Origin of the sequence: Arthrobacter sp. NPDC056691 (assembly GCF_042791415.1) — a bacterium.
GTDB lineage: Bacteria > Actinomycetota > Actinomycetes > Actinomycetales > Micrococcaceae > Arthrobacter.
The window spans coordinates 301,199-320,922 of sequence record NZ_JBHTXX010000003.1 but is presented as its reverse complement, the minus strand read 5'-3'; the positions used below and the strand labels follow the sequence as shown (position 1 = coordinate 320,922).

Here is a 19,724-nt window from a genome sequence, read left to right as displayed (position 1 = left end):
GGCCGGCAGATCTGCCGGCCTCCCGCCGTCGTACTCCAGAACGTGTCGCTAACCGGCCAGCCCGGCCACGGCGAAGATGGCTGCGGAGATGCCGAAGCCCATCACGCCGATCAGCGTTTCCATGACGGTCCAGGTCTTCAGCGTGGTCTTGACGTCCATGCCGAAGAAGCGGCCCACCATCCAGAAGCCGGCGTCGTTCACGTGCGAGGCAACGACTGAACCGGCGGCACAGGCGATGACCAGGGCGGCCACCTGCATGGCGTTCATCCCGGCAGCGGCGACGCCCGGGGCGATCAGGCCGGCGGTGGTGGTGAGGGCAACGGTGGCGGAGCCCTGGGCGATGCGCAGGATGGACGAGATCAGGAAGCCGGCCAGGATGAGCGGGATGCCCATGTGGCCCAGGACGTCGGCCAGTGCGTCGCCGATGCCTGAGGTGCGCAGCACGCCGCCGAACATGCCGCCGGCGCCGGTGATGAGGATGACCGAGCAGACCGGACCGAGCGACGATTCGAGCAGGTTCTCCAGGACGCCGTTGTTGACGCCGCGGCGGGCGCCGAGCACGAACATGGCCACGAACACCGTGATGAGCAGCGCCACCGGGGTTTCACCCAGCGTCCGCAGGAACTGGAACCACTGTTCGTTCTTGACGGAGGCGGGCAGCACACCCGCTGAGGCCGCGGTGTTCAGGCCGGTGTTGATGAAGATGAAGAGCAGCGGCAGGAGCAGCAGCCCCATGATGGTGCGGAAGCGCGGCGGGTGGGATTCGGCCTCGGCGGTGGCGTGGCCCAGGAGTTCCGGAACCGGGAGCTCCAGCTTCTTGCCGGTCCAGAGGCCGTACAGGTATGCGGTGAGGTACCAGGTGGGGATGGCGGTGATCAGGCCGGCGATGGTCACGAGGCCGATGTTCGCTTCAAAGAAGGCCGACGCCGAGACGGGGCCCGGGTGCGGCGGCAGGTAGATGTGCATCACGGAGAACGCGCCGGCGGCGGGGAGGCCGTAGCGCAGCACTCCCCCGCCCAGGCGGTGGGCGACGGCGAAGACCACGGGGAGCATGACCACGAGGCCGGCGTCGAAGAAGATGGGGAAGCCGAAGACCAGCGAGGCCAGGCCCAGCGCGAACGGGGCGCGCTTCTCACCGAAGATGCCGATCATGTAGTCGGCCAGCACCTTGGCGCCGCCGCTGGTTTCCACGATGCGGCCGAGCATGGCGCCCAGGCCGACGAGCAGCGCCACGGTTCCGAGGGTCGTCCCGAAGCCGTTGATGAGCACCGGGACCACCTGGTTGGCGGGGATGCCCGTGGCGAAGGCGGTGCCGAGGCTGACCAGGATCAGGGCAAGCAGCGCGTGCATGCGCAGCCTGATGATCAGGAACAGCAGGACGCCGATCGCCACCGCCGCAATGAGCAGCAGCGGTCCCGCGCCCAGCGTTTGGGTCCATCCTTCGATGGTCATGGTTCTCCTTTGAAGCAGATTACTTGGGGGGTGGGTCCGCGCTTTTGGGGCGCGGAACCCGGGTCGTGCGGCTAGTTGGCGCAGGGCGCCTGGTTGGTGGAGAGCTCCTGGTTCGAGGAGAGCTCCTGGTTCGAGGGGAGCTGCAGGGCTGCCAGGATCTCCGCGATGAGTTCCTCAGGCGACCGGGTGATGTCCAGGCGGAGGCTTCCGGCCGCGAGTTCCTCCGCGGTCAGTGGTTCGAGGGTGGCCAGCTGGCTGGGCAGGAGCGTGGGCGGCATGAAGTGGCCTTCGCGGCCCTGCATGCGCTGGCTGAGGACGTCCGCCTCGCCGTGCAGGTGGATGAAGAGGACGCGGCCTTCGGCGTCGGACAGCAGCTGGCGGTATGTCCGCTTGAGCGCGGAGCACGTGAGCACGGTGCTGTGCCTGGAGCGCGCCCGTTCGGTCATCCATTTCTGGATCTCCTGCAGCCAGGGCCAGCGGTCCTCGTCCTGTAGCGGAACACCCTGGCTCATCTTGGCGATGTTGGCCTGCGGGTGGAACTCATCCGCCTCCGCGCATGCCCAGCCCAGATGCTTGGACAGTGCCGCGGCAATCGTGGACTTGCCGGAACCGGCGACGCCCATCACCACCAGGTGCGTGGCTGGATACTGCATCGTTTACCTCCGAAGAAGACGTCTTTGGCTTGTGGAAGAAGCTCAATCTGCAGTCCGTTTCGAACTGCGCTGGAGATAAGGTATCACCATTTGTGGCGAAAGATACTATCTTTGCGTGTCACAGGTCATACCTTTGCCTCAACTTCCGGTACGCTGGGAGAGCGCCTGCGGCGCGAAAGAGAGGCAGGATCATGTCGACGGCGACAGGGAACCACGCGGTCACCGCGTACGACGGCGGGTTGTCACCCGCTATGCATGAACGCGTACTTGACGCTGTTGGCGTGGCCATCGCGTCCGGAAGCCTCGCGCCGGGAAGCCGGCTGACCCTTGAAGGCCTGCAGCAGGAGTACGGCGTGTCCCGCACCGTCGCCCGCGACACCATGAAGGTCCTGGAATCGATGAACCTGGTGTACTCGCGCCGCCGGGTGGGCATTGTGGTGCAGAGCCCGGACCTCTGGAACGTCTACGACCCCAAGCTGGTGCGCTGGCGCCTCGCGTCAGACCGCCGCGCCCAGCAGTACGCCAGCCTCACCGAGCTGCGCATCGCCGTCGAGCCCATTGCCGCGGCCGGTGCCGCCCGCCGGGCGAGTGCCGCCGAGCGCAGCCAGCTGGTGGCCCTGGCCGCGGAGCTTCGGCGGCTGGGTGAGGCCGGAGACCTGGAGGCGTTCACGGCAGCCGATATCGCCTACCACCGGCTGCTGCTGAAGAGCTGCGGCAACGAGATGTTCTCGTCCCTCGAAGGGATGGTGGCCGAGGTGCTGACCAGCCGGACCCAGCAGGGCCTCATGCCGTTCAAGCCGCGCCAGGAAGCCCTCGAAGCCCACGAGAATGTTGCCTCAGCCGTGGCCGGCGGGGACGCCGTCGCCGCAGAGGCCGCCATGCACCACATCCTGGACGAGGTACGCGAAGCGATGGGGCTGCACTAGCCGCCGCAGGTTGAGCCCGTCGAAACCAACCCCGTTCGTTGAGCCTGGGCCCCCGGCGGCGGCTTCACGGTGGAAACCACCTTAGACGGCGTTCGTGGCCCTGAAGACGGGCGAGGCTTCAGGGTGCAGCGTGTAGGTCCGAAGCTCATCTGCGGACAGTGCCGAATAGTGCGAGAACTCCACAAGTGGAATGATCCGCCCCTGACGTTCGACGCCGGTTGTGGCCTCGGTGAGCGTGGCCAGGCCGTCCCCGACCAGTCGCAGTGAGAAACCGGGGGCCACGCTGTCGGCCGTCACGGGAACGGGCGTGACCAGCAGCAACGGTTGGCCCTGCCGACGGCGGTAAAGGCTTGTGAGACGGAACACCAGGAACTTCTCGATGTCGTCAAGGACAGGCGATACGAACACGATTCGCTCTGACCGTTCGCGCTCGGCCTCGGTGAGCACAAAGCGCCCGTCCACCTCGCGAAGGTACAGCTGGACTTCCCCGCCAAGATTGTAGAGGCACCATGAGTCGTCCCCGGACCTGGCCATGCTGTAATTGGCGGCCTTGGCCAACTCGGGAAAACGGGACATTGTGGGTTCTATATTGATAGTCACTTGGTCAGCACCCCGGCCTTCAGCAGTTCGTCGACCGTCAGAATTGTGCCGTCCGCGTCGCGGAACAGCACCTGGCTGGCTCCTCCGGCGCGGCCAAAGCCGGGGCCCACGACTGAACCCTCCACAGTCCACCCTTCGGTGCCCAGAGGCCAGTCTTCCGCCATCTGATACCGGGAGTAGGGCAGCTCCAGCGCATTCACCGGGAGGGATCTGGCTTCAAAGCTGGATGGGTTGCCGTCCATGAGCAGGTACAGGTGCGAACCGTCCTCACTACCAACCCTGTCCACGGTTCCGCCGTAGAGCCGGCGGAATTCGCTTAGGCTCTTGAGCGCCAGGCGGTCACCGGGCAGGGCGCCGTTATCGGGCGGGTAGACGTCAAACATACTTTCCCTCTCTGGAAAAGGCAGGCCAAAAGATCTTGAAGTTTGTTTACGTCAACGGGAAGAAGGGTGGTTTCCCTCCGGGCGCCAAGCACGCCTCACGCAATTCCTCCGGGGACATGTTGACGTAATGGGAAAAATGAACCAACCCCGATGCGTTAGAGGTACGCCGCTCAGCGCCGGTGGCTGCCTCCCTAAGCACCCAAGCGGAGCCATCGCGTTCCAAGCTGAATCCTGGCGCTACTTTGTCAATCGTGACAGGTACGGGAACCGTCAACAACTTGGGAAGACGTCGCTGCGACCGCCAGCTGCTGCACAGCCAGAAGACGATAAACAGCTCCGTATCGCGAGCGTACTCTGACGTAAAAACATCGTACTCGGGGTTGTTGCGGTCGACCTGTCCAACAACGAACAATCCGTCACGGACCAGAACGTGCCTGTAGTTGTCGCCGCTCGGGGCAAAGTACCAGGAGCCGTCGCTGTCGCTCTTGCTGGCTGTGTGCCCGGCTTTGGCAATAATGTCGCCTGTTCTGGCCATTAGTTCGTCCAGCTGCTGCTGCATGTCACTCACGGCGTCAGCACTCCTTCGTCCAGCAGCGAGTCGACCGGGACTGGCTTACCCAGATTATCCATAATCTGCAATTGCATGGCCCCGCCTTCCCGCCCGAAGGCAGGAGCAATCTTTGATACTTCAATCGTCCAGCCTTCCGCGCCCGGGGGCCAATCTTCTACCAACCGATACTTGGAGTATGCCTTCTCCAGTGACGCCACCGGCAGGGAACGGTCCTCAAAACTAGCTGGTACGCCATCCTCTATCAGTCCCAAGTACGACCCGTCGGAATCACCTATCCGGTCCACTTGGCCCCCGTAATCCCGGACGAAGGCTTTCAAGCTCATGTAATCCCAACCCGTGCCCTGGACCCTCCCCGCGTTGGGCGGATACTCGGACCATACGGCGCCTTCTCTGCCCGGCTTGGTGTAGCGCTCGTCGTACTCAGCTTTGCTGAACGGAGTTCCCTCGGGAGCGCGGCCCCAGGGAGCCTGCGGATCGGAGACCAATTCCATGGTCTCCCTGTTGACATCCGTAATCGCAGGGTACGGCGAGTGCTCGGCGTGGACATCACGTGGCAGCCCGTACAGCGCGTCCTCGGGTTTGGGCTCGTCGTCCACGTGGGGCACCCGTTCGCCCGGGACCTCGGACGAACCGGCAACCGCCTTGGCATCGTCGTCGGGAACGTCGCCCGCCCCCTCGCCGCGGGGCGCCGGGCTCTCCTCAGCCGCCCCAGGCCGAGCCACCCTGGCATCCTCGTGCCCCAGAGGTGCAGGTCCGTTGCCTTCGGCGATGCCCGTGCGAGGGAGGTCCGTGGCGTCGGGCGTGTGGCTGGGCGCGGGCGCTTCGACGCGGACGTCGGCCAGTTTGTCCAGCAGCTTCGCCGTAGTTTCCGGCATGACGACGTCGGATATCTTCAGGGCAACAGAGCCTGGCTTCGACAAGACGGCACCGGCCGTTCCCAGGGCATCGGCGGAACTGCCCAAAGCAGGAGCCAGCCTTCCTAGCCGGGAGCCCTCCGTCGCGGCGGCACCCATCTTTTCGGCGGCCATTCCGGCCTTGCTGGCGGCCGTCCCCGCCTTCAATCCGACGCCGGCGCCACCGGCAAAAAGTCCCGCAACGTCCACCGTAGCGCCGCCGGCCGCGTACCACGGGTCCTTGCCCCACTCGTCGTAGTAAACCGCACCCTTAACGGCGTCGCCCACGGTGAGCATGGCATTCAACTCTTCCGCGGAGAACTTTCCGTCGGCCCGCGAGATCGCCCGGTGAGTGGTCAGCGCCGCGCCGGCGAGCATCCCGAGGCCCTGCCAGGCACGGACCTGCTGCTCCTTGTCCGTGGTACCCAGGAGCGTGTACAGGCCCTGGCCGGCACCAACCACTGCGGCAAGGGCGCCCTGCCCCAGGGAGGCGAGCCCGCCCGCGCGAAGGGAGACGTTGGCCGGCCCCCATGGCTGGTCGGCAATCTCTAGGTCGCTGCCCAGGAAGTGCTGCACGTTCGAAAAAACATTCGACAGGACGTCCGTGGAGCCGTTCAGGTTTTGCCTGGGAATGACAGCAGCGGAAACCTTCTCGCCACCGGCCAGTACATTGAGTGCGGAAGCGCAGGCGGCGTCTGAATCCAGGATGTCCTGGGCCAGCGCACTGCAGCGGTCATAGGTTTCGCGGCGCTGATCGACAATGTCGATCTTCGACTGCCAGTCATCATTTCCCAGGATCAGCTCGTCCAGTGCGCTGACTTCAGCCCTCAGGGCCTCAACCCGGAGCTTCAGATCCCGCGTCCGCCCGGCAAAGGAACGCAGCGCCGCGGAGCACTGTTCAGCTATGCCCTGCAGGCTGGCCGCGCGGTAGGCGATCGGCGAGAATCCAGAAAGCACCACGCCTTGTTCCGGTGCCTCGTAGGCGCCGGACAGGCCGGTCCATGTCCGGGAAGCGGCATTCACTCCCGCACTGATCGATGCACTGGCCCCGGCAAGTGCGGTGGCGTGCGTTTCCAGCGCGTCGGCGTCGGGCAATGGCGGGAGGCCGCCGACGTCGATACCGCTTGCTCCGGCCCCAATCGTGCAAACTTCCGCGAACCCGCTGCTCATCGCCGTCCTGATTCCCTAAATTTGAAGTGGTTAGTTGGGCCGCGGTTGCGGGCCGGCGGCCTTTGCCCAGCCCGCCGGCATTGCTGACGCCCCGCGGGCCGCGTTCGCTGCCATGTTCAGGTCACCGGCCGCGTAGTGGCCGACTGCTTCCGCCGTGCTCTCCAAAACGTTCACGCTCTTCGAAACCAGCCCCTGGGTCGCCGGAACGATCACGGCCTCCACCAAGGCGCCGAGGGCCGCCTGGACCACGGGCGAGGGCACCGACTCGGAGACACCCATCAGCGCTGCCTGCATCTGGCCAATTGGCTCCTGCAGCCCCTGGACAGACGATGCTGCTGAGCCGATCACGGCCTGGCTGGCCGGCACGTCGATGTTCCATGCACCTGCCATGGGAATGAACCGCCGCGTCAGCCGATGCCCTGCACCGCGTTGCGGGCAGAAGTGGCGGCGGTTGTGGCGGATTCATCGTTAAGCCCAAGGGTGCTGCGGACCAGGGTGACGATGGCCCGCACTTCGTTGGCGGCGCTTCCCCAGCGTGCCTCGACGGCCTGGTACTCGGCATCCACGCCGTCAGCGCGGAAGTCAGCCATGGCCTGGTTGACATCGGACTGGCGCTGGGCGATGAGGCTTTCCAGCTGGGCTGCGAGAGCCTGGATGTCTCCCTGCACCTGGGATGAAACGTTCGTGTCGTAGGCAATGCGGTTTGCAGTCATGGTTTGTGTCGGAGCCCTGGCGGCCCCTACTCCGTTCCGGATCTAAAGGGTGTTGGTGACGGAATTCAGCAGGCGCCCGGCTCAGCCGGCGCGCCCCTGGAAGCGGGCGCCGTCGAAGTTCGCGGACCCCTCGGTGCGGCGGGCGTTGTCGCTGGCCGCAAGATCGCCCTGCTGGAATGCCGTATTCATCCCCGACTGGCCCTCGACAATAGCCGCGAGTGCAGCGTTCAGTTCGGTGGCCACCAGATCGGACCGGTTTTTGAAGGAGTCGAAGGACGCTTTTCCGGCACCGCTGAAGCGGCCCTCCAGCGGAGCAACAGCGTCGACGAACCTGCGGACCAGGGCTCCGAGGTCCTGGTGCGATGCGTCTGTCTGCTTGTTCAGGCTGCCGAGCGTGTCCGCGCCCATGTCGAAGATGGCCATGACTCCCCCAAATGATGTTCTGAGACTAAAGATGCTCTGAGACCGTACCCGCGCCGGACGGCGACGGCACGTTCAAGCATGGACATGGAGGCCGCAATATGTCCAGTCGATGCAGTAAATAAGCCCCCGTGCGGCCCTTGACTTGCACAGCCACGCAGAACCCGCGATAGGTTTAAGGGCTGATAGCCGCCGCGCGGTGGCCACAGCGGGCCGTGCTTGCTTACTAAGGGGGAAACAGGCGATGGCTGAAGATTTCGACTCAAGGCTTCTCGAGTCGGCGAAGGTCCGCAAAAGCCGCCTGGATGATGCATTTCTGTTTGGCAGGAATCTCCAGGAACGCAGCTACTCAACGTTCACTGCCCGGCTGCTGCAGTCACTTCTGGTCGCAGCCCTGATCGCTGCCATCTGCGTCGGGTACAGCTTTGTCCAGCACCTGCTCAGTGAGCAGTCCAGCCAACCCGGTAAGTCCAGCCAGCAGGCTGGCGCATCCCCCGTGGCGCACAACTACCAGGCGGGAGCCGCATGAGCACCTCACTGAGCCGCATCACCATCATCGGTGACAACCGGCATCTCGATGTGCGGCTCCCTTCTGACGAGCCGGTGGCTTCCCTTCTTCCGCAACTCCTGCAGCTGATGGCTGACGAAGACGGCTCCGTGACGAGTACCAAGAGGACCGGCGGGCTGCAGGCGCCGGCCGCGTCCTCAGTGCTGACCACAAGCACCGGGACCACGCTCGAGGACTCGCTCAGCCTGCGCCAGTCCGGGATCACCGACGGCACGCTGCTGTACCTTCGCGACGACGTCAGCGTGCCGCCCGCACCTGAGGTCTACGACGTTGCCTCATTCGCTGCCGACACCACGGAGCGCACACCCGCCCTGTGGTCCGGACGGCTGCGCACCACGGGGCTTGCCTCCCTGGGAGGCCTCCTGCTGGCAGGGTCCGTCATTGCCGCGGTGATGTTGCTGGACGGACCTGACGCAGGCGTCGGGGTGGCCCTCGCCGCAGCCTTGCTGGTGGCCGGCGCCGCCCTGGGCCGCTGGCGCTCGGTGCCTGCCGGACTTGCCCTGATACTGGCGGGCCTGGCAGCCGCCGTGGCGGTCGCCCTCACGCTGGAGCCTCTCGCCCAGGCGGCCGTGCTCTCAGCCGGCGCTGTGGTCTCAGGCCTTGCCGCCGCCGCCGTGGCTACGCGCAGATATGTGCCCTTCCTCTCCAGCGCGGGCCTCCTGGCCGGGCTCAGCGGGATCTGGACGCTCATGGGCTGGAGCACGGGGGACGTGCCGCTGGCGGCAGGAACCACGGGCATCGCTGCCGTCTTCGCTGTGGGCGTTGCTCCGCGCCTTGCCACCGTGCTCACCGGGCTGAGCGCCCTGGACGACGACCAGCGGCAGGGCAGGCGTATCAGCCGAAAGAGCACACTGGACGCCGTCCGTGCAGCGCACTCCACACTCACGGGGTGGACTCTGGCCGCAAGCGGCATGGCGGGGCTGTCCGCCGTCATCACCGCCACCGCTGCCGACAGGCCCGCATGGGCAACGGCCCTGGCCTTCTCCCTGCTGGGGGCGCTGACGCTCCGCGGGCTCTCCCTGCCGCTGTTGAGCCAGCGGGCGGGACTGTATCTGGCCGCTGCCGGCTCCTGCCTGGGCGTCGCCGTCGCCCTCTCCCTTGCGTTGCGGCAGCCCTGGCTCGTGGGTGGCGTCGGGGCCGTGGCCCTGGCCATCCTTCTCGCCTCAGTGGTCAGGGTCCGCGAGGAGACGGCGGCCCGGCTCCGCTTGACGGCCTCCCGGCTGGAACTTCTCTGCGTACTGGCCACCATCCCCCTGGTTCTGGGCTTGTCCGGGACCTACACACAGCTAGGACAGACCTTTGGCTGATCAGCCCCGCGCAGGTTTCCCCTTCTCCTCCGCATCATCCGGAGAACCATCCGCAGCCCCGGGACAGGTTACGACGACGGCGGGCAGCGGCTTTCCGGGCATGTCACCGGCCCTGCCGGTCACTGCCCTCTCCGCTTCGGAGACCGTTGCACACGTGACCAGGCCCCGGGCGGCCGGCACCCGCACGACCAGCCCCCGCGCTGTGGCGGCCGCCCCTGCCGTTTCTCCCGCGGTGAACCCGGGGACGCGCAGGAAGGGCGGCGACACGCTGTGGGAGCGCGTGCGGTTTGAGGTGACCGACGCCGTCACGTCCGGTGCGCTGTCCGAACGCCTCATCCGCGCCAGCGCCGACGTCGAGGCTCCCATCACCACGGGGCGCCGCATCGTTGTCCTGGGCACTGCCGGCGGCGCAGGCACCACCACAGTCACCGCCGTACTGGCCAAACTGCTGGGAAGCATCCGCCAGGAATCTGTGATGGCCGTGGACGCAACAGACCAGTCGGGCATGCTGCTGCAGAGACTGGGTACTGCTACTGCAGCGCCACTGTCCGTCCTGATCCAGCAGTTCCGCACCCAGCCGGTGCGGACTCTGCCAGACGCCACAGCGAACGCTGCGGCGTGCGGCAACCAGGTGTTCGCCGCCGCCCGGACCGATGTGCGGGCGATGGCGGACTCCCCTGTGCCCCTGGCCGAGTGGACAGATGTGTCCTCCACCCTGTCCCGGTTCATGGCCGTGACAGTAGTGGACGCCGGAGCCTCTCCCCTGTCCCGGCACGCGGGAGCCCTGCTGGAAACCGCCCATGCCGTGGTGCTGGTGTCCCCTCCCGGTGAGGAAAGGGCCCTGCCGGGTGGGGACAGGGCTCTCCGGTTGGAGTCTGTGCGGAACACCTTGGCCGAGGCCTTCCCGAACGTGCAGCAGGTGGCTGTTACAGTGCACTCGCGGCAGCAGATGCATTCTCGGCTGGAGGGCAGGAACCCGGCTGGGAACCTGCTGCCCTTCGACCGGCATCTGGCTGGCGGTGGCGCCCTGCAGCTGAGCAGGCTCGGGTCGCGGACAAGGATTGCCGCCACCGAAGCCGTCGGCCGGGCGCTCCTTGCCGCAAACAGGGCCTGACCATGACCACCAGAATTGTCCACCGCCCCGCCCGGACCACGCTGCCCGAGCAGGCTCCGCCGTCCTCGCGGCTGGATGCACCGCCACAACTGGCCTCGGGCGCAGGAGGCATGAACCTGCTGGCGTTGGTGCCCATGCTGGGTGCCGCCACGTCCGTCACAGTCATGATGCTGTTCCGCGGATCCTCGCTGGCCGGCATCGGCGCCATCATGATGGTGGCCACCGTCCTGGCGTCAGTGGTCCTCATGTTTTCCCAGCGCGGCAAGGCTACCCGGCAGCGCGCAGGAAAACGCCGGCTCTACATGGATTACGTCCGCCGGCGCCGCCAGGACTTCGAGGGCGAGGAGCAGCAGGCACGCACCGCAGCACACGCTGCCAACCCACCGGCCGGGCACCTGGTGGAAAGGGTCATCAATGATCCGCACCGTCTTTGGGAACGCCGGCGGACCTCCGGGGACTTTCTCGTGGCACGGTTCGGCACGGGCACTGTCCCCCGACGGGACATCGCCGTGCAGGACAGCGGTGACGCGGTCGAGCGGCCTGACGCGTTCATGCTCTCCGAGGCGGAACAGCTCCGCGAGCGCTTCAGCCGCACCCCCAACATGCCCTTGACCCTTCCCCTCGGCTCGGTCTCCGACATCTCGATCGTCGGAGACCGGGCGACGGCTCTGATGGTCTGCCGCAGCCTGCTGTGCCAGCTGGCGGCCGGGCAGTCACCCGAGGACCTGGAACTGGCCATTCTTTCCGCGGACCGGGACGGCGCGGCGTGGGAGTGGACCAAGTGGCTGCCGCACCTGCAGGACCGCGGAAAACTGCGCTGGGCGGACTCGGCGCAGGGTCTGGCCGCGCTCCTGCGCAACTCGCTGGATGCCCGTGCCGCCGCGCTGAGCAGTGCGGCAAGGAACTTCCAGCGGCTCGCCCCCGACGCGCTGCCGCGGCTGGTCATCATCACGGACCTGCCCGGCCAGAACGCGGCGCCGCTGCCTGGACTGCCGCCCGAGGTGCCTCTTAGCCAGCTGGCCGTCACCAGGATCCACGTCCTGTCCGGGCAGCAGCAGGAGCCTGGCACGGTGGACCTGAGGCTGACGGTGGCACCGGACACGCTGACGCTGGAGGTCACGGCCAGCGGCCAGGCAATCATCGGCACCGCAGACGAGGTTCCCATGGTGGTGGCGGAGGCTGTGGCACGGTCACTGGCACCGCTGCGGCTTTCCGAGCTGTCCCACGAGTTCGGCCAACACAAGTCATCCCGCAGCTATGCCGAGGCTTTGGGCCTGGACGGCTACACGGCAGAGGCCATGCTCCAGCTGTGGAGTACGCCGCGCGGGACTGACTTCCTGCGGATCGCCGTCGGCGAGGACGAGGACGGTACGCCCGTCCACCTGGACCTGAAGGAGCCCGCCCAGCAGGGCATGGGACCGCACGGCCTGTGCGTCGGTGCCACGGGGTCCGGCAAGAGTGAGCTGCTCCGCACCATCGTGCTGTCCCTGATCGCGTCGCACTCCCCCAAGGACCTGAACATGGTGCTGGTGGACTACAAGGGCGGGGCCACCTTCGCCCCCTTCCAGGAAGCGCCCCATGTGGCAGGACTGGTCACCAACCTGGTCAGCGACGCAAGCCTGGTGGACCGGATCTACTCAAGCCTCTCCGGGGAGGTCAAACGGCGCCAGGAGCTGCTGAAAAACGGCGGGGACTTTGCCCACATCAATGACTACCGCCAGGCCAGGGACCGCCAGCCGGACAACCCCGCGCTGGCTGACCCCATGCCCTACCTGTTCGTGTGCATCGACGAGTTCGGCGAACTTCTCACCGCCCGGTCGGACTTTATTGACCTGCTCCTCTCCATTGGCAGGATCGGCCGCTCGATCGGCATCCACCTGCTGCTCGCTTCCCAGAAGGTTGAGACCGGAATGCTGCGCGGCTTGGAGACCTACCTCGCCTACCGCATTGCCCTGCACACGAATTCCGAGAGTGAAAGCCGGACCATTATCGATGTGCCGGATGCCTACCACCTGCCCAGCACCCCGGGACACGGCATCCTGAAGGTGGACACCACGGTGTTCAAACGGTTCCGTGCCGCGTACGTCTCCGTTGCGCTTCCTTCGGCTGAGGACGAGCGGTTCGAGGAGGCGGATGCCGTCCTCCCCGTCGGCACCTTCCGTCTCGATGCCCGGGACACCCGGGAAGCTGCCGAAAGTACGGCGGCGGCAGACGCCGTCGTACCTCGTCCGGCCCCTCCGGAGCTGGGAGCTGCCGTCCCCGCGGAGGCGGCGACCATCCTGTCATCGCTGGTGGGATTCGCTTCCGCCCAGCCCCGGCAGACGCCGCCGGTCTGGCTGCCGCCGTTGCCGGCCGCGGTGGCGCTGGGCAGGACCGGCGCCTCCCTGGACCTGACATCCGCCGGGCCGCGGCTGCGGCAGCCCCGCTACCTGAACCCGTCCGTCGGCATCCTCGACGATCCGGCGCGGCAGTGGCAGGGCCCGTGGCATCTGGACCTGACCGCGCGCGGCGGGAATCTCGCCGTCATCGGCGCGCCCCAGAGCGGACGTTCAACGGCGTTGCGAACCGTTGCCGCGTCGCTCGCCTTGAGCCACAGCGTGGACGACGTCAACCTCTACGCAGTAGATCTGCAGGGCAACTCGCTGGCGGCGCTTGCCGGGCTGCCGCACTGCAGCGGCGTGGCGGGACGCGGAAACAGGGAACTGATCCGCCGCACCCTTGAGGAAGTGCAGCATCTGATAGCCGAGCGGCAGGCCGCCTTTGAGAGGCACGCCGTGGACTCCCTGCCCGCAATGCGCGCGCTGCGCAGCCGGGGCGGCGTCCCGGAACTGGGCTGTACCGACGCTTTCCTGCTGATCGACGGCTTCGGGAGCCTGACCACGGAGTTCCCCGAACTTGAGGACGTGGTCACGGATGTGATGACCCGCGGCAGCTCCCTTGGAGTCCACGTGCTGGTGACTGTCCGCAGCTGGTCCGAGGTCCGGATGTCCCGCCAGTCCCTGCTGGGCAACAGGATCGAGCTGCACATCTCCGACCCCGCAGATTCGATCGACCGCCGTCTGGCCAGCACCCTCGGCGCCAACCGGCCCGGCAGGGCGCTGACCATGGACAAGACCATCGGCCAGTTCGCGCTGCCGTCGCTCGCTGAGACAGCCGACCCAGGCAGCGCCGGCCGGGATCTCGTCGAGCTGTCCGCCGCGCTGTCGCAATACGCCACCCGGCGCGCCGCCCCGGTCCGGGTCCTCCCCGGGCGCGCCGTCCTTCCATCCGAACACCGCTCCTCCCCGGGCGCGATCGCACTGGGCATCCGCGAGCAGGATGCCGGCGTGGAGGAGCTGGAGCTGCTGGGAAGCGACCGCGGCGCCGTCATTTTCGGCGACCCGGAAACGGGCAGAACCAACCTCCTCCGCACGGCAGCAGCCCAGCTGATAACCGCGCACCAGCCCGGCGAGCTGGTCTTCGCCGTGTTCGATCCCCGCCAGCAGCTCCAGAACTTCATTCCCGAGGAATACCTGGGCGAGTATGCTGCCAACGGCCAAAGGGCTGGCCAGCTGGCCGAGTTCGTGGCCAGCCAGGTGCGTGACCGGCTCGGTGACGGAAGCACAGCGCCGGTGCGGACTCCGCGGATCGTGCTCCTTGTGGATGACTACGACATCCTCGTTGCCACCGGCAACCAGCCCCTGCGGCCGCTGGCCGGATATCTTCCCTCCGGTGCCGACGTCGGACTTCACGCCTTGGTGACGGGCCGGACCAGCGGCGCGGCCGTCACCGTCCATGATCCGTTCATCGCCGGCCTCCGGGCTGCCGGGTCCCCGGTGATCCTGTTCTCCGGGGACAGGTCCGAAGGGGTCATCGCAAACGGTGAGCGGCCCCTGCCCCTGGCTACCGGACGAGCCAGGATCCTGCGGCCCAGCCGGAACCCCGTCATGATCCAGACATTCCAGTTTGACGGCGAGGTCCCGCAGTGACCTACGAATTCCACCTCATCTGCCCTGAAGATCCTCGGCTGGGACGGTTCGCGTACGCCTCTGAACAGTTTGAGAACAAGTTCACCGTGGTGGCCGTCAAAGACACGGAGCACCTGGTCCTGGGCTTCGACGGCGACGACCTGGCGCTCCTGACGGCCCCTCACAGGGTCCCCGGCGAGGAGCTCGGGAGGATCTACGGCAGCGAGACCGCAGCCCAGCTGCGGGGCGACGCGTGGGTCTCGGAGATCAGCTGCCCCAATGACAAGGACACTGCAGAGGCGGTTCGGTCTTTCCTAATGATCACGGTGATCGGCACCCGGGGATTGCTCATGGATCCGCAGTCCAATGAGCTCATCAACGCGGACTGGGGCAAACGAGCGGCACCGGGCACATGAGCGGCGCGCCCCTGGCAGTGGTCCGGGTCCCAGGCCGGCGGCCATGGCTGAGCCGCACGTTGCTCGCAAGGTTGCGTGAAGCAGCGCAGGGCGCGGCCGGGCTGGGCATTGTGACCGTGCAGACAGAACGCACGGCACGGCCCAGCTACCCCATGCTCGCGTTTCTTCGCTCGGCCGGCATTCCGTGGGTCACGCCCGGAGCCGCGGGGCTGGAGGACGGCTTCGCCGGGGCCCCGTTGCCGGAGGGCCACACACCATGCCGCGCCACCGTGATCCGAGGGAGCGTGCTCCATGAGGCCAGCGCCGGCCTGAAAATAGGCGACTTCACGGAACGGCTGTTGGGCTCGTGTGTCGGGTTGGCCCCGCTCCTGATGGACGATAGCGAGCCGTTGGGCAGGGCCTGGGATCCGGACAGACTGACCACCTGGCTCCGTCAGCGAATGCCGCTGGCGTGTGCGCTCGTTGCCGGCGCGGGTTTCGCAGGCACGGTGACCGCGTACCGGACGGAATCGGGCGTGGTGGAGGCTTTCGACGTGCTGGCCGAGCGAGATGGAGAGGCCGTACCCGCTGCGGCTGCCGCCGCGGCGGCTGCGGTGGAAGCCAACGTGCAGGAACTGTCCATAGAGCGGCACTTCGGCGCCGACGGGCCGGGCGTCGGCGCCGGGATGGACCGGCTGCGGATGCCCGAGCTTCTGGTTCTGGGACCAGGGCGTCACCTGGGCATCCCGGTGGATCCAGAAGTGGCCGCGGTCGCAACGGCTGAGCTGGCCGGCGTCGCGCCTTTCCAGCACCTGGTGGTGCGTTACCGCCAGAGCGGTGAGGGGGACCTGGGCCGGGCCAGGGACGTGCAGCACAAACTCCTGTTCCCCGCCGCAGGATGAGGGACCGCCGTCAGCCTTGAGGCGACGGGCTCCGGGTCCTCTAGACGTAGCCGTCCACGATTGCGGCAGCGATTTCCTTGTACGCCCTGCGGGTTGCCGGGGAGATCTTGTCCAGGGAGATGCGGTCGCCGTCCGCCACGCCGCGGTCGTGGGGGACGGTGATGAGCTGCCGGCAGTAGCCGGCCAGGTGTTCCTCAATAGCCCGTTTGTTCACACGGCTGGACACCTGGTCCTTGTCTGTGACCACCACGACCGCGTTGCGGGCGAGGTCCTCGTAGCCGTGGCCGGCAAGCCACTGCAGCGTGTTGCGTGCGCGCTTGGCGCCGCTCACCGCGTAGCCCGAGGCGATCACAAGGTTGGTGGCCTCCGGGAGCACCCCGGCCATGGCCGGGTGGGACACGCCGGTGCCGCAGTCCGTGAGGGTCACGGCGTAATACTGCGAGACGAGGTGTTTGATCTTGAGGTATTCGGATGCCGTCAGGGCGTCGGACAGGGCAGGATCCTGCTCACCGGCCACTAGGTGCAGCCGGTTGGCGTGATGCATGTAGTCGGTCAGCGTGGTGAGGGACTTGATGCGGTCAACGTCCCGGACGATATCGGTCACGGTCCGCGGTTTGACCTTCTGGTAGATCATTTCGCCCATGGCCCGTTCCGCGAGGTCACCGCTGTCCGGGTTCGCGTCGATGGCACACGGGTGGTCGCCGCGGTACTCGGCCAGGATCATGCCGACGCCCACAGTGGTGGAGGTCTTGCCGATGCCGCCCTTCAGGCTGAGGATTGCGGTGTTGAAGCTACCCGAGAGCGGCCGGGCGATCCGGCGCTCCAGTTCGGCCTCGTCCTGGTCCTTGGCGCTGGGGCCCAGGTTCACGTAGCCGCCGGTGGCCGCATAGAGTGCTCCACGGATGCCGGACGTGGGGCGCGGCCGGTCCGGCCGAACAAACTGTGTTTCCGCATGGGCGAAACCGTAGGCCTGCCGCTCGGCGGCTGTGTCTGCCTGCGCTGTGCCCGTCTGTTGATAGGTTACAGGCGGCTCATCCCCCGGGGCAGACACCGGCTGCTTTGGAGCTGCGGTTTGGGGAGCGGCGCTTCCCGGGACGGGAGCTTCGGGGGTGGAAGCCTGCGGCATGGAAGCTTGGGGGGCGGCCACGGGCTCAGCGCGGCCGTCCGGAAATACGTGGAACTCTCCTTCCTGGCCGCTGGAGTGATCCGTCGCCTCGGCCCGCACAGGACTCCCGGACATCTTGGCGTAGTCAGCCAGGACAGCAATGGCTGCGGAGTAAGGATCTACGCCTTCGGACGGCGAAATGAACTCTCCGCCCACGGATACCCTGCCGTCGGCAAAGACCTCAACCTTCGTGGCCCCCAGTTCCATCCCTGCTCCTCAAGATCTTTGGACGCCAGGCGACGCCACCAATCGATCCTAGCCGGATGGCCGGTCGAGTTCCTGGTTGGCCGACGAAACATAACCCCGCTGGTTGAGCTTCCCGGAGCGGTTGAGCCTGTCGAAACCAGGCCCGCTGGTGGAGCCTGTCCGAACCAGGCTCGCCAGCGGCCGTCGCCCCTAAAACCTCTCCCGCCCCTAGAGCCGCGCCTCAGAGAACGGCACGCTGGGCAGGCGGCCCGCCTGCCAGGGCTCGGTGGAGCGCTCGCCCGGAGTGTGGCCCCGGCCGTCATGCAGGATGGCACGGACGGTGGCGCCTGCAGCCCAGAGTCCCGCAAGAACGATGATGATGAGCAGTTCCATGGTGTTTCCCTCGGATGAGTGGTGGTGTTGATTGGGTGATTTCAGTGTGTCCGGCGGGCGTGTGAGCAAGCGTGTGAACGCCCGCTGACGGCGCGGAACGCCGGGGCTAAAATGACGCGTATGGCCGAAAGCCTTATTCGGCTCCTCGGTCCGCCCGCGATCGAGTCCACCGACAACGCTCCCCCGCAGCCCCGGGGCCGCAAGGCCTGGGCGGTGCTGGCCTACCTTGCGCTGCAGCCGGACGGCACCGGGCGGTCGCGGCTGGCAACGCTGCTGTTTCCGGACGCGGCTGATCCGCTCGGCGCCCTGCGCTGGAACCTGTCCGAGCTCCGCCGGACGCTCGCCGGTGTCTCGTTCGACGGCGATCCGCTGCGGCTGGCGCTGCAGCCGCCGTGGCGCTGCGACGCCGTCGAACTGGTCGGGTCGGGGTCGGTCCGACGCCCGGACCCGCGCAGCCTGAACGGCCAGCTGCTTGAGGGGCTGTCCTTCGTGGATTGCCCGGTCTTCGACTCCTGGCTGGCGGACCAGCGCTACCGGCTGGAGAACTGCGCGCAGTCCCTGCTGTACGAGTCCTCCGTGTCCGCCCTGGCTTCGGGCGATCCGCGCGAGGCCGCCGAGCTGGCCACACGGGCGCTGCAGCGGGACCCGTTCCACACCGACTGCAACGCCGTGCTGGTCAGGGCGCTGGTGGCGATCGGCGAGCACCGGCGTGCGCGCGAGCACGTGACCAAGTGCGCCAACCTTTACCGCGATGAACTGGGGCTGCCGCTGCCGCCCGAAATCCGCACAGCGCTGTCCGGCGCCGCACCGGAGACAGACCCGGGGATTCCCGCCACCGTGGCGACGGTGCGCTCATATCTCGACGCCGGCGGGGCCTCGCTCTCGGTCGGAGCCGTGGACCGGGGGCTGGACCAGCTGCGGCTCGCCGTCGTCCTGGCGCAGCGCACGCCTGACCGGCACCTGCTCGCCGAGTCGCTGGTCACACTGGCGGGGGCGATGATCCACCAGGCGGGCGGCCGCGGCGCAGAGGTGGCGGATTTCCTCCACCGGGCGCTCTCGGCCGAATCGCCGTCGGACACATCGCCGTCGGACAAGGCGCCGACGGAAAAGTACGACGGCGCGTCCCCCACGGCGGCGGCCGCCTACCGCGAGCTGGGGTACCTGTCCGTCCAGCGCGGCGTCCCGGACCGCGCGGCCGGCTGGCTGGAGCGGGCCGGCGCCGCTGCCGCCGGGTTCCCTGACGAGCAGGCACGGGTCCTGGCGATCCAGGGAATGCTGGCGTCGGATACCGCCCGCTATGGCGACGCGGTGGATGCGTTGACCTCGTCCGTCAGGCTTGCCCGCGAGGTGCGGAACCGCCGGCAGCTGGCGTTCAGCAGCGCGCTCCTCGGCCGCGTGTGGCTGCTGCGCGGGGAGCTGGAACTCGCGGCCGAAACCCTGGACCACGCACTGCACTGGATTCTCGCCGAGCACTGGACAGCGTTCGAGCCCTTCGTTGCCGGAGTGCGCGGCGAAACCTACCTCGAGGCGGGCGACCTCGAGGCGGCCGCGGAGATGATCGACCGGTCATGGGTGATGGCGGACCTGGCCGGGGACCACTGCTACATGGCCCTCGCAGCGGGGGCGGAAGCGCGGCTGTTCCTGGCACACGGCGACCTGGCCGCCGCACAGCACTGGGTGGAAAGGGGCATGGAGCCCAAGCCCTGGTACCTCTGGTATTCGGCCCGGCTGCTGGACGTTGCGGCGGAGGTGGCCATCGCGGCGAGGTCTGATCGGGCCGGAGCAGTGGCGGAGCGGCTCGGGGCCCTTGCGAGCCGGAGCGGAATGCGGGAGTTCGTAGTCAGGGCGCAGTCCCACCGCGCCGTGCTCGGTGACGAGGCCGCAGCCCAGGCCGTTCCCTGGCTGGCGAAGGAGATTGACAGCCCGGCGCTGACGGCTTTCCTGGCAGCCCGCCGCCAGCTCTGAA

At 67.5% G+C, this 19,724-nt stretch carries 19 protein-coding genes; 8 read left to right on the top strand and 11 right to left on the bottom strand.

From position 1 onward, the window contains the following. Positions 1 to 48: 48 nt before the first annotated feature. Together ACFRAU_RS05050 and ACFRAU_RS05045 are read right to left on the bottom strand one after the other, a co-directional pair. Positions 49 to 1,452, bottom strand: coding sequence for a GntP family permease (locus tag ACFRAU_RS05050; RefSeq protein WP_377997105.1), 1,404 nt, complete (start codon positions 1,450 to 1,452; stop codon positions 49 to 51). A 71-nt stretch (positions 1,453 to 1,523) separates the two neighbouring features. Further along, positions 1,524 to 2,105: a gluconokinase gene (locus ACFRAU_RS05045; protein WP_377999072.1), complete on the bottom strand. Its 582-nt coding sequence runs from the start codon at positions 2,103 to 2,105 to the stop codon at positions 1,524 to 1,526. Between the two features lie 191 nt (positions 2,106 to 2,296). On the opposite strand from ACFRAU_RS05045, the gene ACFRAU_RS05040 reads away from it, so the two are divergent. Then, the gene (locus ACFRAU_RS05040; RefSeq protein WP_377997103.1) at positions 2,297 to 3,031 is read left to right on the top strand and encodes a FadR/GntR family transcriptional regulator; all 735 of its coding nucleotides are present in this window, start codon (positions 2,297 to 2,299) and stop codon (positions 3,029 to 3,031) included. Positions 3,032 to 3,112: 81 nt separating this feature from the next. Here the strand turns inward: ACFRAU_RS05040 and ACFRAU_RS05035 are convergent, their stop codons facing one another. From ACFRAU_RS05035 to ACFRAU_RS05005, 7 genes are all read right to left on the bottom strand, one after another. Then, the gene (locus tag ACFRAU_RS05035; RefSeq protein WP_377999071.1) at positions 3,113 to 3,607 is read right to left on the bottom strand and encodes an Imm61 family immunity protein; all 495 of its coding nucleotides are present in this window, start codon (positions 3,605 to 3,607) and stop codon (positions 3,113 to 3,115) included. Between the two features lie 20 nt (positions 3,608 to 3,627). Then, on the bottom strand, positions 3,628 to 4,014 hold the full coding sequence (locus ACFRAU_RS05030) for a glycohydrolase toxin TNT-related protein (protein WP_377999070.1): 387 nt from the start codon (positions 4,012 to 4,014) through the stop codon (positions 3,628 to 3,630). Positions 4,015 to 4,060: 46 nt separating this feature from the next. Then, positions 4,061 to 4,573 carry an Imm61 family immunity protein gene (locus ACFRAU_RS05025; protein WP_377999082.1) on the bottom strand — a complete coding sequence of 171 codons (513 nt, stop codon included), beginning with the start codon at positions 4,571 to 4,573 and terminating at the stop codon, positions 4,061 to 4,063. A gap of 5 nt (positions 4,574 to 4,578) precedes the next feature. After that, positions 4,579 to 6,648: a glycohydrolase toxin TNT-related protein gene (locus tag ACFRAU_RS05020; protein WP_377999069.1), complete on the bottom strand. Its 2,070-nt coding sequence runs from the start codon at positions 6,646 to 6,648 to the stop codon at positions 4,579 to 4,581. A gap of 30 nt (positions 6,649 to 6,678) precedes the next feature. Continuing rightward, a complete protein-coding gene (locus tag ACFRAU_RS05015; protein ID WP_377997099.1) occupies positions 6,679 to 7,038 on the bottom strand; it encodes a DUF6507 family protein in 360 nt (119 codons plus the stop codon). A gap of 17 nt (positions 7,039 to 7,055) precedes the next feature. Then, entirely contained in the window at positions 7,056 to 7,361 is a 306-nt protein-coding gene (locus tag ACFRAU_RS05010; RefSeq protein WP_377997098.1) for a pore-forming ESAT-6 family protein, read from the bottom strand. 81 nt (positions 7,362 to 7,442) lie between these two features. Then, positions 7,443 to 7,784: a hypothetical protein gene (locus ACFRAU_RS05005; RefSeq protein WP_377997097.1), complete on the bottom strand. Its 342-nt coding sequence runs from the start codon at positions 7,782 to 7,784 to the stop codon at positions 7,443 to 7,445. Positions 7,785 to 8,025: 241 nt separating this feature from the next. Between ACFRAU_RS05005 and ACFRAU_RS05000 the strand changes: the two genes are divergently transcribed. Genes ACFRAU_RS05000 through ACFRAU_RS04975 form a run of 6 tightly spaced genes read left to right on the top strand, consistent with a single transcriptional unit; the run spans position 8,026 to position 16,014 of the window. Next, positions 8,026 to 8,310 carry a hypothetical protein gene (locus tag ACFRAU_RS05000; protein ID WP_377997096.1) on the top strand — a complete coding sequence of 95 codons (285 nt, stop codon included), beginning with the start codon at positions 8,026 to 8,028 and terminating at the stop codon, positions 8,308 to 8,310. Continuing rightward, positions 8,307 to 9,656: an EsaB/YukD family protein gene (locus ACFRAU_RS04995; protein WP_377999068.1), complete on the top strand. Its 1,350-nt coding sequence runs from the start codon at positions 8,307 to 8,309 to the stop codon at positions 9,654 to 9,656. The genes ACFRAU_RS05000 and ACFRAU_RS04995 overlap by 4 nt, the downstream gene beginning before the upstream one ends. Continuing rightward, positions 9,649 to 10,770 (top strand): hypothetical protein, encoded by a 1,122-nt coding sequence (locus tag ACFRAU_RS04990; protein WP_377999067.1) that lies wholly within the window; start codon positions 9,649 to 9,651, stop codon positions 10,768 to 10,770. The genes ACFRAU_RS04995 and ACFRAU_RS04990 overlap by 8 nt, the downstream gene beginning before the upstream one ends. A gap of 2 nt (positions 10,771 to 10,772) precedes the next feature. After that, complete coding sequence (gene eccCa, locus ACFRAU_RS04985; RefSeq protein ID WP_377999066.1) at positions 10,773 to 14,738, top strand: type VII secretion protein EccCa; 3,966 nt, start codon at positions 10,773 to 10,775, stop codon at positions 14,736 to 14,738. Further along, positions 14,735 to 15,133 (top strand): hypothetical protein, encoded by a 399-nt coding sequence (locus ACFRAU_RS04980; protein WP_377999065.1) that lies wholly within the window; start codon positions 14,735 to 14,737, stop codon positions 15,131 to 15,133. Before eccCa ends, ACFRAU_RS04980 begins: the two co-directional genes overlap by 4 nt. Then, positions 15,130 to 16,014 carry a DUF6177 family protein gene (locus ACFRAU_RS04975; protein WP_377999064.1) on the top strand — a complete coding sequence of 295 codons (885 nt, stop codon included), beginning with the start codon at positions 15,130 to 15,132 and terminating at the stop codon, positions 16,012 to 16,014. The genes ACFRAU_RS04980 and ACFRAU_RS04975 overlap by 4 nt, the downstream gene beginning before the upstream one ends. A gap of 40 nt (positions 16,015 to 16,054) precedes the next feature. On the opposite strand, the gene ACFRAU_RS04970 is transcribed toward ACFRAU_RS04975, so the two are convergent. Together ACFRAU_RS04970 and ACFRAU_RS04965 are read right to left on the bottom strand one after the other, a co-directional pair. Continuing rightward, positions 16,055 to 17,386, bottom strand: a complete 1,332-nt coding sequence (locus ACFRAU_RS04970; protein ID WP_377999063.1) for a MinD/ParA family protein — start codon at positions 17,384 to 17,386, stop codon at positions 16,055 to 16,057. Positions 17,387 to 17,593: 207 nt separating this feature from the next. Then, on the bottom strand, positions 17,594 to 17,758 hold the full coding sequence (locus ACFRAU_RS04965) for a hypothetical protein (RefSeq protein WP_377999062.1): 165 nt from the start codon (positions 17,756 to 17,758) through the stop codon (positions 17,594 to 17,596). 120 nt (positions 17,759 to 17,878) lie between these two features. Between ACFRAU_RS04965 and ACFRAU_RS04960 the strand changes: the two genes are divergently transcribed. Further along, entirely contained in the window at positions 17,879 to 19,723 is a 1,845-nt protein-coding gene (locus tag ACFRAU_RS04960; protein WP_377999061.1) for a tetratricopeptide repeat protein, read from the top strand. Position 19,724: the final 1 nt, after the last annotated feature.

Coding starts and splice junctions, on each gene's coding strand:
- ACFRAU_RS05050 (WP_377997105.1), bottom strand. CDS start 1,452: ATGACCATCGAAGGATGGACCCAAACGCTGGGCGCGGGACCGCTGCTG.
- ACFRAU_RS05045 (WP_377999072.1), bottom strand. CDS start 2,105: ATGCAGTATCCAGCCACGCACCTGGTGGTGATGGGCGTCGCCGGTTCC.
- ACFRAU_RS05040 (WP_377997103.1), top strand. CDS start 2,297: ATGTCGACGGCGACAGGGAACCACGCGGTCACCGCGTACGACGGCGGG.
- ACFRAU_RS05035 (WP_377999071.1), bottom strand. CDS start 3,607: ATGTCCCGTTTTCCCGAGTTGGCCAAGGCCGCCAATTACAGCATGGCC.
- ACFRAU_RS05030 (WP_377999070.1), bottom strand. CDS start 4,014: ATGTTTGACGTCTACCCGCCCGATAACGGCGCCCTGCCCGGTGACCGC.
- ACFRAU_RS05025 (WP_377999082.1), bottom strand. CDS start 4,573: ATGCAGCAGCAGCTGGACGAACTAATGGCCAGAACAGGCGACATTATT.
- ACFRAU_RS05020 (WP_377999069.1), bottom strand. CDS start 6,648: ATGAGCAGCGGGTTCGCGGAAGTTTGCACGATTGGGGCCGGAGCAAGC.
- ACFRAU_RS05015 (WP_377997099.1), bottom strand. CDS start 7,038: ATGGCAGGTGCATGGAACATCGACGTGCCGGCCAGCCAGGCCGTGATC.
- ACFRAU_RS05010 (WP_377997098.1), bottom strand. CDS start 7,361: ATGACTGCAAACCGCATTGCCTACGACACGAACGTTTCATCCCAGGTG.
- ACFRAU_RS05005 (WP_377997097.1), bottom strand. CDS start 7,784: ATGGCCATCTTCGACATGGGCGCGGACACGCTCGGCAGCCTGAACAAG.
- ACFRAU_RS05000 (WP_377997096.1), top strand. CDS start 8,026: ATGGCTGAAGATTTCGACTCAAGGCTTCTCGAGTCGGCGAAGGTCCGC.
- ACFRAU_RS04995 (WP_377999068.1), top strand. CDS start 8,307: ATGAGCACCTCACTGAGCCGCATCACCATCATCGGTGACAACCGGCAT.
- eccCa (WP_377999066.1), top strand. CDS start 10,773: ATGACCACCAGAATTGTCCACCGCCCCGCCCGGACCACGCTGCCCGAG.
- ACFRAU_RS04975 (WP_377999064.1), top strand. CDS start 15,130: ATGAGCGGCGCGCCCCTGGCAGTGGTCCGGGTCCCAGGCCGGCGGCCA.
- ACFRAU_RS04970 (WP_377999063.1), bottom strand. CDS start 17,386: ATGGAACTGGGGGCCACGAAGGTTGAGGTCTTTGCCGACGGCAGGGTA.
- ACFRAU_RS04965 (WP_377999062.1), bottom strand. CDS start 17,758: ATGGAACTGCTCATCATCATCGTTCTTGCGGGACTCTGGGCTGCAGGC.
- ACFRAU_RS04960 (WP_377999061.1), top strand. CDS start 17,879: ATGGCCGAAAGCCTTATTCGGCTCCTCGGTCCGCCCGCGATCGAGTCC.